Origin of the sequence: Sphingomonas sp. T1 (genome assembly GCF_902506585.1) — a bacterium.
Taxonomy (GTDB): Bacteria; Pseudomonadota; Alphaproteobacteria; order Sphingomonadales; family Sphingomonadaceae; genus Sphingomonas; species Sphingomonas aerolata.
The window spans coordinates 1,185,636-1,198,418 of the sequence record NZ_LR733875.1 but is presented as its reverse complement, the minus strand read 5'-3'; the positions used below and the strand labels follow the sequence as shown (position 1 = coordinate 1,198,418).

Genomic DNA, 12,783 nt, shown 5'->3' with positions numbered 1-12,783 from the left:
CGATGCCGACGACGACCGAAACCGCACCAGCCAAGATCAATCTCGCGCTGCATGTGCGTCACCGCCGCGCGGACGGCTATCACGAGCTTGAGACGCTGTTTGCCTTTGCCGAGCATGGCGACGTCGTCACGGTGCGCACGGCGGACGTGGACAGCTTTGCCATCATCGGGCCGTTCGCCGCGGCATTGCGCCCGGCGGCGGGGGGCACCGACGCTGCGCCATGGGATGGGAACCTCGTGACGGCCGCGGCGGACGCGTTCGTCGCGACGTTCGGGATCGCCGCGCACCACGCGATCACGCTCGACAAGCGACTGCCGATCGCATCGGGGATCGGTGGCGGCTCCGCCGATGCCGCGGCGACGCTGCGCGCGCTGGCGCGGTTGCACGGCGTCGCGGTGCAGGATCCGGCTCTCCACGGCATTGCCGCCCGACTGGGTGCGGACGTGCCTGCCTGCCTCGTCAACCGGACGACGTTCGGGACCGGGCGCGGCGACATGCTCGTCGCGGTCGACGGGCTGGCGGGAACGCCGTTGCTGTGCGTCAACCCGGGGGTGGCGGTGTCGACCGCGGCGGTATTCGGCGCGTGGGATGGGATCGACCACGGGCCGATCGGCGAGGGGCCGCTGCTCGAACGCGCGATCGCCGGGCGGAACGACCTCGAGGCGCCGGCCTGCGCGATCGCGCCGGAGATTGCCCGCGTCCGCGCGTTGCTGGATGCGGCGCCGGGCGTGCTGCTCGCGCGCATGTCGGGATCGGGAGCGACCTGCTTTGCGCTGTTCGACAGCATCGCGGCCCGCGATTCCGCGGCGGCGGATGCGGCTGCGCGAGGCTGGTGGACGCTGGCATGCAGGCTGCGCTGAACGCGGGTTCAATGCCACGTTGAAACTGTTCGGCTTTGGGACGCCGGACGCTGTAAAATCGATTGCATCACACCGGTCGGAGGCGTCAAATCGGGCTGTCCACTACCGGATCGGCGCCATGGTTCGCCGACCGGCCCAAGGTTTCTCCCAAGACGCCGAAGCGGACCAATGATGGGAGGGCGGTCACCGAAAGGCGGCCGCCCTTTTTCACATTCCCCGATGTTCCGCACTTGTTCCGTGAGAACAAAAGCAATACATGGCGTTTGACGCGTTGAATGGCACGCGCGCTTGCTTTAGCGATGGGAGCTTCTCGATGGCCGCTAATCTGAAAGTGATCGACACCGGCATGGCAACAGCAACCAACGACCGGCAAAAGGCGCTCGATGCCGCACTCGCGCAGATCGATCGCGCGTTCGGCAAGGGCTCGGCGATGCGTCTGGGCTCGAAGGAGACGATGCAGGTCGAGGTAATCTCGACCGGCTCGCTCGGGCTCGACATCGCGCTCGGCGTCGGTGGCCTGCCGCGCGGCCGCGTGATCGAGATCTACGGCCCGGAAAGCTCGGGCAAGACCACACTCGCGCTCCACGTCATTGCCGAAGCGCAGAAGAATGGCGGCACCGCGGCATTCGTCGACGCCGAGCACGCACTCGACCCGGTCTATGCCAAGAAGCTCGGCGTCAACATCGACGAGCTGATCGTGTCGCAGCCCGACACTGGTGAGCAGGCGCTCGAGATCGTCGACACGCTGGTCCGCTCGAACGCGATCGACGTGCTCGTTGTCGATTCGGTCGCAGCCCTCGTGCCGCGCGCTGAAATCGAGGGCGAGATGGGCGACAGCCATGTCGGGCTTCAGGCGCGCCTGATGTCGCAGAGCCTTCGCAAGCTGACCGGTTCGATCAGCCGGTCGCGTTGCATGGTGATCTTCATCAACCAGCTCCGCATGAAGATCGGCGTCATGTACGGCAACCCGGAGACGACGACGGGTGGCAACGCGCTGAAGTTCTACGCTTCGGTCCGTCTCGACATTCGCCGCATCGGTGCGGTCAAGGCGGGCGACGAGGTCACCGGCAACCAGACGCGCGTGAAGGTCGTCAAGAACAAGGTTGCGCCGCCGTTCAAGCAGGTCGAATTCGACATCATGTACGGGCAGGGCGTCTCCAAGCTCGGCGAGATCCTCGATCTCGGCGTGAAGGCCGGGCTCGTCGAGAAATCGGGTGCGTGGTTCAGCTATGACAGCGTACGGCTCGGTCAGGGTCGCGAGAATTCGAAGACCTTCCTCAAGGACAATCCCGAGACCGCCGATCGTCTCGAAAAGCAGATCCGCGCGCGCACCGACAAGGTTGCCGAGGAAATGATGGTCGGTCCCGACGCCGAAGACGACGCCTGAGTAAGGGGCGGAGCCCTTTTCCTCGCAGGGAAGGGCTCCGCGTCCTGTGACAGGGCGAGGCAGCGTCCAGGGCTGATGGGTCGGGCGAGTTTCGTCTCGCCTGGTTGAGCTGATGGGCCGCAGCGGGACGCGTGTTGGGCGATCGTCCGGAAATCCAGTGAGCCCTAGCGGGCATATGCTTCACGACTTGCGTCAAACGCGCCACAAGAGCTGATCTTGTGCGCTCAGACGGGAGTTCGACCATGCGATACGGCGGATCATGACCAGTGATCGAGACTGGACCGGACGCGTCGGCGACATCTGGGCCACCGAATGGCGCCGTACCGACCGCAGCTTCGAGGGGCTCGCACCCGTACTGAACGCCGCGATTCTTGCGGCGGCAGGACCGCAGACTCGCACGATCGTCGATATCGGTTGCGGCGCCGGCGCCACGTCGCTGGCCAGCGCGGAGGCGCTGCCGGACGGGCAGGTGATGGGCATCGACCTCTCCCCGACGCTGATCGCAGTGGCGAACCACCGCGTGGGGCACCTGACGAATGTCGCGTTCCGCTGCGCCGACGTCGCGGCGGGCGTCGAGACGCATGCGCCGATCGATCTCTATGTCTCGCGGCATGGGGTCATGTTTTTTGCCGATCCGGTGGCCGCCTTTGCCCGGCTCGCTGCGGCCGCCGCGCCCGGCGCCGCGCTCGTCTTCTCGTGCTTTGCCGAGCGTGCCGCCAATCGCTGGGCGGTGGAAACCGTCGCGGGTGCGGATGACGCATCCGGACCAACGGGGGCCATGACCGCGCCGGGGCCCTTTGCCTTTGCCGATCCGGCTTATGTCGCGGTGATGCTGAAGCAGGCCGGGTGGCGCGCGACGACACCACAGCGTGTCGAATTCGCTTATCGCGCGGGGGGCGGCGCGGATCCGGTGGCGGACGCGGTCGACTATCTCAGCCGGATCGGCCCCGCAGCGTCGCGGATCCGCGACACGCACGGGGCGGAACGCGAACAGGCGCTGGCGCGTCTGACCAGCGCCTGTGTCGATCGTCTGGCCGGGGATGCGGTCGAATTTCCGGCCGCTGCCTGGATATGGACGGCGCACGCAGCGCGCGACAGCCAAGGGAGCCTGCCATGATCACCGTCCACCATCTCGAAAACTCGCGGTCGCAGCGGATCCTGTGGATGCTCGAGGAACTTGGGTTGTCCTATGAGATCAAGCGCTATGCGCGCGATCCAAAGACGATGCTCGCACCCCCGGAACTGAAGGCGGTCCATCCGCTCGGCAAGTCGCCGGTGATCGAGGACCGCGACGTCGAGGGAGGCCGGGTCGTGGCGGAGACCGGCGCTATCGTCGAGTATCTCGTCGACAAGGCGGACGGGCGGCTCGGGGCCCCCGCCAAGCGCGCGGATGCGCTGCGCTATCGGTTCTGGCTGCATTATGCCGAAGGCTCGATGATGCCGCCGCTGCTGCTCAAGCTGGTGCTCGCGAAGATTCCGGTGATGGGGAAGATCGCGCTGAAGCGCATCCAGCCGATGATCGATGTCCATCTCGATTACGTCGAGGCAGAGCTCTCGCAACGCCCCTGGTTTGCCGGCGATCAGATGACCGCGGCGGACATCATGATGAGCTTTCCGCTCGAAGCAGCGCGCAGCCGTGCAGGGCTCGACGAATCACGCCCCGCGACGATCGCCTGGCTCGGCAAGGTTCATGCGCGACCGGCCTATCAGGCGGGCCTGCAAAAGGGCGGCCCCTATGCCTATGCCTGACCCGAGCACACGCCAAGAGGCGGGCGGGCCGACCGCCTCCTGACGTCCCGTGCCGCTCAGGCCTGGCCGGGCTTGATCTTCTCATAGCTGTCGACATTCACCTTCGGGCCATGGCCGGTCGGTGCGTGCGGCGGGTCGCGGTCGGCGGGTTCACGCTCGTCGAGCCCGCCTTCCCATTTCGCGACCACGGTCGCGGCGACCGCATTGCCGATGACGTTGGTCGCCGACCGACCCATGTCGAGGAAGTGATCGACGGCGAGGATCAGCAGGATGCCCGCTTCCGGGATCTTGAACATCGACAGCGTCCCGGCGATCACCACGAGCGACGCACGCGGCACACCGGCAATGCCCTTCGACGTGACCATCAGCACCAGCAGCATGGCGATCTGCTGCCCGATCGGCATGTCGATGCCGTAGGCCTGTGCGATGAACAGCGACGCGAACGTCATGTACATCATCGAGCCGTCGAGATTGAACGAATAGCCGAGCGGCAGGACGAAGCTGGCGATCCGCGGCGGCACGCCGAACCGGTCGAGCGCCTCGAGCGTACGCGGATAGGCCGCCTCCGACGACGCGGCCGAGAAGGCGAGGATCAGCGGGTCGCGGATATAGCGCACCAGCAGCCGCGTCCGCGGGCCGATGAGCAGGAAGGCGATGCCGATCAGCATCAGCCAGAGCAGCGCCAGCCCGAGATAGAAGGTCAGCATGAAATAGCCGAGATCGCCGAGGATGCTGGGGCCCCGTTCGGCGAGCGTCGCGGTCACCGCGGCGAACACCGCGAACGGCGCGAACCGCATCACGTAATTCGTGATCTGCAGCATGACCGCGACGAGCGCCTCGATCGCCTTGACGAGCGGGGCGGCCTTTTCGCCGACCGCGGTGATCGCGACGCCGACGAACACCGAGAAGACGACGATCTGAAGAATCTCGTTGCTCGCCATCGCCGAGATCATCGAGTCGGGAACGATATGGGTGATGAACTTGGCGAGATCGAAGGCGGCTCGGTCGACGCCGCTCGACGCGGTCGCCGGCGGGATGGCGAGCGCGAGGCCGACCCCGGGCTGCAGCACGTTCACCAGGATCATGCCGAGCGTCAGCGACAACAGGCTCGCACAGATGAACCAGCCGAGGCTGCGCAGGCCGACGCGGCCGAGCGCGCCGGTATCGCCCATATGCGCGATGCCGACGACCAGCGTCGAGAAGACCAATGGCGCGATGATCATCTTGATCAGCCGCAGGAACAGCGACGTGACGATCGAGAAATAGCCGGCAATGTCCTTCAGCTGCGCGGCGGATTGCGCGCTGCCGTCGTCGATCGACGCGTTGAGGATCCAGCCGACGGCCATGCCGGCGACCAGCCCGAACAGGATATAATAGGTTAGCCGCTTGGCCATTAAACGCTCCCGAAACTCGCGCAGGAGGGAAGGGGATTGCGGCGCCCGGGTCAAGGACCCTATCGTCCCGGCATGGCAATCTCTCCCGAATTACCCACCAGGCGCACGCTCCTCGGTGCCGCCGCCGCGCTCCCGCTGCTGTCGATCGGCGCGGTGCTGCGCGCGGCCGAGCCCGACCTGTCGGCGCTGTCCGATCTCACGGGGGGTGCCAAGCCGATCGATGCGGACGAGCGCGCCGCTCGACTGGTGCGCGCCCAGGCGCTGATGAAGGCGGCAGGGATCGGCGCGGTCCTGATCGAGCCGGGATCGTCGATGCTCTATTTCACCGGTGTCCGCTGGAGCCGGAGCGAGCGGCTGACCGCCGCGATCCTGCCGGTCGAGGGGCAGCCCTGTATCGTCACGCCGTTTTTCGAGGAGCCGTCGGTGCGCGAGACGCTTGCGGTGCCGGCGGAGGTCCGCGTCTGGCAGGAGGATCAGAACCCGCTCGCGGTGGTGGCGGGCTTCCTGCGCGATCGCCGGCTGATCGCGCGGCCGATCGCGATCGAGGAGACGATGCGCTTCTTCGCCGTCGACGCGCTGCGTCGGCTGGTACCGGAGGCGCTGATCGTGTCGGCCAATCCGGTGGTGCGCGGCTGTCGGATGATCAAGACGCCTGCCGAGATCGCACTGATGCAGACGGCGACGGACGTCACGCTCGCCGCCTATCGATGGACACATGCGCGGGTCGAGACGGGCATGACCGGTCCCGAGATCGGCGCGCTGATGACGGCCGCGACCCGCAAGCTCGGCGGGGCGCCCGAATTCTCGATGGCGCTGGTCGGCGAAGCCTCGGCCTATCCGCATGGCAGCCGGGAGATCCACCGCGTCGCGGACGGGCAGGTCGTGCTGATGGATTGCGGGTGCACCGTGCAGGGCTATCAGTCGGACGTCTCGCGCACCTGGGTTCACGGATCCGCCACCGCCGACCAGCGCAAGACCTGGGACCAGGCGATACGCGGTCAGCAGATCGCCTTTGCCGCCGCGCGGATCGGCGCGACCGCGGGCAGCGTCGACGATGCGGTGCGCCAGCATTATCAGGCGCTGGGCTATGGTCCGGGCTATAAGCTGCCCGGGCTGTCGCACCGGACGGGGCACGGGATCGGCATGGACGGGCACGAGCCGGTCAATCTGGTGCGGGGCGAGGCGACGAAACTCGCGGCGGGCATGTGTTTCAGCGACGAGCCCGGCATCTACATCCCCGGGCGCTATGGCATCCGGGTCGAGGATTGCTTCCACATGACCGAAGCGGGGCCAAGCTGGTTCAGCGTGCCCCCCATGTCGCTCGACCGCCCGCTGGGCTGACGAGTCCGGGACTGCTCAGGCGGCCCGGCTCATCCAGCGTTCGGCATGCGCGAGGGCGGCTGCGTCGTCGACGTCGATCCAGTCGATATCGCTGCAGTCGACGGTCTCGGCACGGTTCTCCGCGGCGAGCATGCGGACGCCTTCGGTCAGCGAGGGACTGGCCAGCGTGGCGAGCGCGGCGCCGAGGCGCGGCGAGATTGCGAAAACGCCGGTGTCATAGGCGTCATACGGTTCGAGGCCCTTGCCGATCGCGACGATCGCCGACCCGCTGGTCGCGACACACGTGACGTCCTCGGGGTCGACCCAAGGGTGGCCGAGCCGGCGGTCGATGCCGAGCCGAAGCCCGTTGCCCGATCCGGCGGCGGCCATGCGGCGATACAGCGCGGGGAGAACGAGGTGATCGCACATCGCCAGAACCGCGTCCTGCCCGGCGAGCGCCTCGGTAGCAGCAAGCACCGATACGCCATTGGGCTCGCGGTGGTCGGCAAGGACGGTTTCGACATGAAGCGGCCAGGCGCGGCTGGCGAGATAGGCCTCGATCGCGTCACGGCCGTAGCTCAGCGTGACGATCGCACGCTTGAGGCCGGCCTCCGCAAGACCCTCGAGCGCATGCGCGATGAGGGGGCGGCCGGCGACCGGGCAGAGGGGTTTATAGGGCGCCGAGGCGCGAAGACGGCTGCCCTCCCCGGCGGCGAGGATGACAGCCGTCTCGATCATGTCAGGCGGCCTTGATGAACCGCTCGACCTCGATCTGCGCGAGATCGTCGGTCATCTGCGTGCGCGGGTGCTTGCAGAAATAGGCCGATGCAGGGTCGATCACGCCGGCGATGCCGCGATCCTTGGCGATCATGGCGCAGCGGATCATGTCGATCGCGACACCCGCCGAGTTGGGCGAATCCTCGACCGAAAGGCGCAGCTCGAGGTTCATCGGCACGCCGCCGAACAGCTGGCCTTCCATGCGCAGGAAGCAGACCTTGTTGTCGTTCTGCCAGGGGACATAGTCCGACGGACCGATATGGACGTTGTCGTCGTCCATCCGCTCGGCCGCGACCGACTGGACGGCTTCGGTCTTCGAGATCTTCTTCGACTCGAGACGGCGATGGTTCGACATGTTGAGGAAGTCGGTGTTGCCGCCGGTGTTGAGCTGGTAAGTGCGATCCAGCTTCACGCCGCGCTTGGCGAACAGGTCGGTCAGCACGCGGTGGACGATCGTCGCGCCGAGCTGTGCCTTGATGTCGTCGCCGATGATCGCGACGCCGGCGTCTTCGAACTTCTTCGCCCAGACGGGGTTCGATGCGATGAAGACGGGGATGTTGTTGACGAACGCCACGCCCGCTTCGATCGCGCAGTCGGCATAGAATTCGGTCGCTTCCTGCGAACCGACCGGCAGGTAGTTCATCAGCACGTCGGCGCCCGACGCCTTCAGATCCGCGATGACCTGCTCACGCGTCGGCTCTGCGGCGTCGGCGAGGAGGAAGGTGCGGTCGTCCTTGAAGTCGGACATGTGATCGGCGACGCCGTCGAGCGTCTTGCCCATCTTCACGATGGTGCCGGTGTTGCCGACATTGGGGGCGAACACCGCGGTGCAGTTGGGCTTGGCGAAGATCGCCTCGGCGACGTCCTTGCCGACCTTGCGCCGATCGACGTCCCACGCCGCGACGACCTTGATGTCGCTCGGCTTGTAGCCACCCATGTCGAAATGCATCAGGCCGACCTGGTCGTTTGCCCCCTCGCGATAATGCTCGAGGCCCTGGACGAGCGAGCTCGCGCAGTTGCCGATGCCGACCACGGCGATCCGAATGCTATTCATTACTGACCCTGTTCCTTACGAAAGATGCATGCGCGACGCGGTCTTCGATCGCGGCGGTGTGGTATTACGGACGAAAGCCCGTTCGACACGACGGTGCCAGACGAGCCCGACGATGGCGACGAGCGTCAGAGGGACGATCTCGAACCACCAGAAGATGCGCGGGTTGCCCGCAAAGCAGGCGACGAAGATCGCCCATACTCTGACATTCGCGGTTAGCAAGGCCATGAAGCGCAATGGCGCGACGGCGCGCGCGGCATAGCTCTGGCCAAGCGCGACAGGATCGCTGGCCTGACCGAGCGTGCGTTCGAACGGCATCGCGATCCGGTCGATGCTGCTGGCCACCCCGTCATAGAAGCGGACAAGCGCGTTGCCGGTCGGCACGGGTGGGGCATCGAGCGCGACGCCGCGGATCCGGCGATGGAAGCGCGAGCGCTCACCCTCGTACATGTTCGACTGCACCGCGTGCGCGCCACCGGCCGCAACCGCGAGGATCCAGGCCTCTGGCGTGTCGATGGTGAGGGCCAGCGAGATATAGATCAGCGCGAACACGCCGTGATCGCATAGACCGTCGAGCATCCGCCCGAGCGGGCTCGCGGTCTTGGTCGCGCGGGCGACCATGCCGTCCAGACCATCGGCGATCAGCCACCCGATCGACAGGGCCAGGCCGACCAGTGCCAAAGCGGGATTGCCCCAATGCGTATAGGCCAGCGCAGCAGCGCCCCCCAGGACCAGTCCCGCCACCGACACCGTGTTCGCCGAGATGCGACGCGCGAGTGCGAGGGGCAAAAGCGCGCGGCCTGCCGGGTGAATCAGCCAAAGGTTAGATGGGATCTCGATCCGGCGATCGCGCGATCCATCCGGTGGAGCCACTGTCATAGGATTTTCATAATGCGCGCGGCACGCAATTTATGCAAGGTCGCCCGGCTCGGCCCGCGGAACGGCTGAGCGCAATTCGTCGATCCAGACCCGCGCGGTTCCATCCGAGGGCGCGCGCCAGTCACCGCGCGGCGACAATGCGCCGCCCGCCGAGACCTTCGGTCCGTTCGGCAATGCCGATCGCTTGAACTGGCTCGTCGCGAAAAAGCGCTGAAGAAACCTTTCGAGCCACGCGGTTATCGTCGGGAGGTCATAGGCGACGCGCGCAGTCGCCGGCAGGTCCGCGGGCCATGCCCCGCGCTCCGCATCGCGCCAGGCATGCCAGGCGAGAAACGCGATCTTCGACGGCGCGAGGCCGTAGCGGATCACGTAATGCGCGAAGAAATCGTTCAGCGCATAGGGCCCGATCATCGATTCGGTGCTCTGCAGCGCGCCGTCCGCCCCCGCGGGAACGAGTTCGGGGGAAATTTCCTGCGCGACGATCGTCGACAGGATCGCATCGGTTGCCGCGTCATACTGGCCGGTCCGGATGCACCAGCGGATCAGGAACTGGATCAGCGTCTTGGGCACGCCCGCGTTGACCGCATAATGGCTCATCTGGTCGCCGACGCCGTAGGTGCACCAGCCCAGCGCCATCTCGCTCAGGTCGCCCGTGCCGACCACGATCCCGCCGCGCTGGTTGGCGAGGCGGAACAGATAATCGGTCCGCAACCCCGCCTGGACGTTCTCGAAGGTGATGTCATATGCCGGGGCGCCATCGGCAAAGGGATGCCGCATGTCCTCGAGCATCCGCCGCGCCGCGGGGCGGATGTCGATTTCCTCCGCGGTGATGCCCAGCGCGCGCATCAGCGCCCAGGCATTCGCCTTCGTGCCCTCGCCCGTCGCGAAGCCGGGCATGGTGAAGCCGAGAATGTCGGCACGCGGGCGGCCGAGCCGGTCCATCGCCTTGGCCGCGACGATCAGCGCATGCGTCGAATCGAGCCCGCCCGACACGCCGATCACCAGCGTGCGGGCGTGCGCGGCCTCGAGCCGCTTCGCCAGCGCTTCCACCTGGATGTTGAACGCCTCGTAACAATCCTCGTCGCGGCGGGCGGGATCATTGGGGACGAACGGGAAGCGGGGGACGATGCGTTCGAGCCCGACGTCCGCGACGGCAGGATCGCCCAGGTGATCGAACGCGATCCGCCGGATGCGCGTCTCGGGATGCCCCGCGAACGCCGCCGCGTCGTTGAACGTGCCGGTCCGCAGCCGTTCCTGCGCGATCCGCTCGCAATCGACGTCCGCGACGACCAGATCCGGCTCGGTCGCAAAGCGGCGTGATTGGGCAAGCTGTTCGCCGAGCTCGTGGATCAGCCCCTGGCCGTCCCATGCGACCTCGGTCGTGCTCTCGCCCGGGCCCGCCGCGGAATAGACATAGGCGCATACCGCGCGCGCGGACTGCGCCGCCGCCAGCATCTCGCGCTCGCGCGCCTTGCCGATGACGATGTTCGACGCGGACAGGTTGCAGCAGATCAGAGCACCGGCCAGCGCACCCGCGGTCGATGGCGGGGTGGGGGCCCAGTAATCCTCGCAGATCTCCGCATGGACCACGAAGCCGGGCAGGTCGCGCGCCGCAAAGATCAGGTCGGTGCCGAACGGCACGGACTCGCCGCCGAGTTCGATCGACAGCCCCGTCAGTCCCGCTCCGCTCGCGAACCAGCGCTTTTCGTAGAATTCGCGGTAATTGGGCAAAAAGGTCTTGGGCACGACCCCGAGCACGCGACCGCGCGCGATCGCCACCGCGCAATTATACAGCCGCCCCGCGCGCACCAGCGCCGCGCCGACCAGCAGCACCGGCCGCAGCGTCGCACTCGCCGCGACGACGCTATCGATCGCCGCCAGCGTCGCACGCTGCTGCGCGGTCTGCAGATGCAGGTCGTCGAGCGCATAGGAGGTGAGGTTGAATTCGGGAAAGACGACGAGGTCGACATGCTGCGCATCCGCCTGTGTCGCCAGCGCGATCGTCGCCGCGGCATTGGCGGCGGTATCCCCGACCGATGCCCGCGGGGTCGCTGCTGCAACCCGGATCAGGCCGTGCGTGTGGATCGCGTAGAATGGATGCGTCATGCCCCCATCGTTAAACGCGCGGGGCAGTTCATGCTACCGGCTTCACCGGCCCGATAGGTGCAGGCTGCTGTCAGGGGGCGCTCTGCGCAGAGGTGGAGGCAATGACCCCCTGCACGGCACGGGCGCGCCGGCGTTCGAGCTTCTGCCGTTCGGAGATCTGGTAGGTCTTCGCAATCCGGTACCGCTGCTGCTTCGTCTTCGCGTCGACACTGCCCAGCGCGAGTATACCGCCAAATGCGAGGATCGCGAATAAGAGGGTAATGAGGTTCAGTTGTCGCGCTTCTGCAGCCTTGTCCGTCATCATCCCGCTCCCATCGCCTGGCGTCATCGGACCCGACAGGTCTTTCACGGCATCCCGCCGAAAAACCTTTTATGTCCGCAACTTGTCTTGATCATTCCGTACATCGTATAGCCATTTCGCGGCGCCGAGGTTCCACCGTCCATGGCAAAAATCCGCACTGCGGCTGTTGCGCGATCGGCAGGCAGATCTGCTATCGGGACTGACAGGCGATCGCGCGCGGGGTGCGTGGCAGGGTGTTTTATGGGGAAGCGATTTTGACGATCACGCTGTTCGGGATCAGGAACTGCGACACGATGAAGAAGGCGCGTGCGTGGCTTGATGCGCATGACGTCGCCTATGTGTTTCATGACTACAAGACCGCCGGGATCGAGGACGCACGGCTGCGCGACTGGATCGACCGGGTCGGGTGGGAGCCATTGCTCAACCGCGCCGGCACCACGTTCCGGAAACTGCCCGAGTTTGACCGCGTCGACCTGGACGCGGACAAGGCGGTCGCGCTGATGCTCGCGCAGCCGTCGATGATCAAGCGCCCGGTGCTCGATACCGGCGCGACACTGCTGGTCGGGTTCAAGCCCGAGCGGTATGAGGCGGCGGGGCTGGGGAACGCCTGAAGGAGACGAGCATGCCTGTCGCTACATGGAACGGCCAAGAGATCGCCCGGTCCGACGATACCGTCGTCGTCGAGGGCAATCACTATTTCCCCGCGGACAGCGTCGATCCCGCGCTGCTCGAAGACAGCGCGACGCAGTCGAACTGTCCGTGGAAGGGCACCGCGCGCTACAAGACGCTGGTCGTCGACGGCAAGCGCAACGTCGATGCGGTCTGGTACTATCCCGATCCCAAATCCGCCGCGGCCGAGATCAAGGATCGCTATGCCTTCTGGAAGGGCGTGACGGTCGGCTGAGCCGCGGCCGTCGCCGGTGTCGGGCGGGCGCGACGGGACGGGCTGGGCGAGCGGC

At 66.6% G+C, this 12,783-nt stretch carries 13 protein-coding genes; 7 read left to right on the top strand and 6 right to left on the bottom strand.

Features of this window, described 5'->3' with window-relative positions:
* Positions 1-2 precede the first annotated feature (2 nt).
* From GV027_RS05335 to GV027_RS05320, 4 genes are all read left to right on the top strand, one after another.
* On the top strand, positions 3-860 hold the full coding sequence (locus GV027_RS05335; RefSeq protein ID WP_159511199.1) for a 4-(cytidine 5'-diphospho)-2-C-methyl-D-erythritol kinase: 858 nt from the start codon (positions 3-5) through the stop codon (positions 858-860).
* Between the two features lie 313 nt (positions 861-1,173).
* Positions 1,174-2,247 (top strand): recombinase RecA, encoded by a 1,074-nt coding sequence (recA, locus tag GV027_RS05330; protein ID WP_031396669.1) that lies wholly within the window; start codon positions 1,174-1,176, stop codon positions 2,245-2,247.
* 259 nt (positions 2,248-2,506) lie between these two features.
* Positions 2,507-3,364 carry a class I SAM-dependent methyltransferase gene (locus GV027_RS05325; RefSeq protein ID WP_159511198.1) on the top strand — a complete coding sequence of 286 codons (858 nt, stop codon included), beginning with the start codon at positions 2,507-2,509 and terminating at the stop codon, positions 3,362-3,364.
* Positions 3,361-3,996, top strand: a complete 636-nt coding sequence (locus GV027_RS05320) for a glutathione S-transferase family protein (RefSeq protein ID WP_159511197.1) — start codon at positions 3,361-3,363, stop codon at positions 3,994-3,996. The genes GV027_RS05325 and GV027_RS05320 overlap by 4 nt, the downstream gene beginning before the upstream one ends.
* Positions 3,997-4,052: 56 nt before the next feature.
* Here GV027_RS05320 and GV027_RS05315 read toward each other — a convergent pair whose 3' ends face one another.
* The gene (locus GV027_RS05315; RefSeq protein ID WP_031441733.1) at positions 4,053-5,390 is read right to left on the bottom strand and encodes a dicarboxylate/amino acid:cation symporter; all 1,338 of its coding nucleotides are present in this window, start codon (positions 5,388-5,390) and stop codon (positions 4,053-4,055) included.
* A gap of 72 nt (positions 5,391-5,462) precedes the next feature.
* Between GV027_RS05315 and GV027_RS05310 the strand changes: the two genes are divergently transcribed.
* Complete coding sequence (locus GV027_RS05310) at positions 5,463-6,731, top strand: M24 family metallopeptidase (protein WP_159511196.1); 1,269 nt, start codon at positions 5,463-5,465, stop codon at positions 6,729-6,731.
* Positions 6,732-6,746: 15 nt separating this feature from the next.
* On the opposite strand, the gene GV027_RS05305 is transcribed toward GV027_RS05310, so the two are convergent.
* The 5 genes from GV027_RS05305 to GV027_RS05285 all read right to left on the bottom strand — a co-directional run bounded on the left by GV027_RS05305 (position 6,747) and on the right by GV027_RS05285 (position 11,824).
* Positions 6,747-7,448, bottom strand: a complete 702-nt coding sequence (locus GV027_RS05305) for a phosphocholine cytidylyltransferase family protein (RefSeq protein ID WP_159511195.1) — start codon at positions 7,446-7,448, stop codon at positions 6,747-6,749.
* Between the two features lies 1 nt (position 7,449).
* Positions 7,450-8,541 (bottom strand): inositol-3-phosphate synthase, encoded by a 1,092-nt coding sequence (locus tag GV027_RS05300; RefSeq protein WP_159511194.1) that lies wholly within the window; start codon positions 8,539-8,541, stop codon positions 7,450-7,452.
* Between the two features lie 15 nt (positions 8,542-8,556).
* On the bottom strand, positions 8,557-9,327 hold the full coding sequence (locus tag GV027_RS05295) for a CDP-alcohol phosphatidyltransferase family protein (protein ID WP_236559052.1): 771 nt from the start codon (positions 9,325-9,327) through the stop codon (positions 8,557-8,559).
* A gap of 120 nt (positions 9,328-9,447) precedes the next feature.
* Positions 9,448-11,523, bottom strand: coding sequence for an NAD(+) synthase (locus GV027_RS05290; protein ID WP_159511192.1), 2,076 nt, complete (start codon positions 11,521-11,523; stop codon positions 9,448-9,450).
* A 70-nt stretch (positions 11,524-11,593) separates the two neighbouring features.
* Positions 11,594-11,824 carry a hypothetical protein gene (locus tag GV027_RS05285; RefSeq protein ID WP_156363278.1) on the bottom strand — a complete coding sequence of 77 codons (231 nt, stop codon included), beginning with the start codon at positions 11,822-11,824 and terminating at the stop codon, positions 11,594-11,596.
* Between the two features lie 254 nt (positions 11,825-12,078).
* Between GV027_RS05285 and GV027_RS05280 the strand changes: the two genes are divergently transcribed.
* Positions 12,079-12,435 carry an ArsC family reductase gene (locus GV027_RS05280; protein ID WP_159511191.1) on the top strand — a complete coding sequence of 119 codons (357 nt, stop codon included), beginning with the start codon at positions 12,079-12,081 and terminating at the stop codon, positions 12,433-12,435.
* Positions 12,436-12,446: 11 nt separating this feature from the next.
* Positions 12,447-12,728, top strand: a complete 282-nt coding sequence (locus tag GV027_RS05275) for a DUF427 domain-containing protein (protein WP_031441739.1) — start codon at positions 12,447-12,449, stop codon at positions 12,726-12,728.
* Positions 12,729-12,783: the final 55 nt, after the last annotated feature.

Bases quoted from the DNA above. Each gene is read 5' to 3' on its own strand.
- GV027_RS05335 (WP_159511199.1), top strand. From the start codon at position 3: ATGCCGACGACGACCGAAACCGCACCAGCCAAGATCAATCTCGCGCTG.
- recA (WP_031396669.1), top strand. From the start codon at position 1,174: ATGGCCGCTAATCTGAAAGTGATCGACACCGGCATGGCAACAGCAACC.
- GV027_RS05325 (WP_159511198.1), top strand. From the start codon at position 2,507: ATGACCAGTGATCGAGACTGGACCGGACGCGTCGGCGACATCTGGGCC.
- GV027_RS05320 (WP_159511197.1), top strand. From the start codon at position 3,361: ATGATCACCGTCCACCATCTCGAAAACTCGCGGTCGCAGCGGATCCTG.
- GV027_RS05315 (WP_031441733.1), bottom strand. From the start codon at position 5,390: ATGGCCAAGCGGCTAACCTATTATATCCTGTTCGGGCTGGTCGCCGGC.
- GV027_RS05310 (WP_159511196.1), top strand. From the start codon at position 5,463: ATGGCAATCTCTCCCGAATTACCCACCAGGCGCACGCTCCTCGGTGCC.
- GV027_RS05305 (WP_159511195.1), bottom strand. From the start codon at position 7,448: ATGATCGAGACGGCTGTCATCCTCGCCGCCGGGGAGGGCAGCCGTCTT.
- GV027_RS05300 (WP_159511194.1), bottom strand. From the start codon at position 8,541: ATGAATAGCATTCGGATCGCCGTGGTCGGCATCGGCAACTGCGCGAGC.
- GV027_RS05290 (WP_159511192.1), bottom strand. From the start codon at position 11,523: ATGACGCATCCATTCTACGCGATCCACACGCACGGCCTGATCCGGGTT.
- GV027_RS05285 (WP_156363278.1), bottom strand. From the start codon at position 11,824: ATGACGGACAAGGCTGCAGAAGCGCGACAACTGAACCTCATTACCCTC.
- GV027_RS05275 (WP_031441739.1), top strand. From the start codon at position 12,447: ATGCCTGTCGCTACATGGAACGGCCAAGAGATCGCCCGGTCCGACGAT.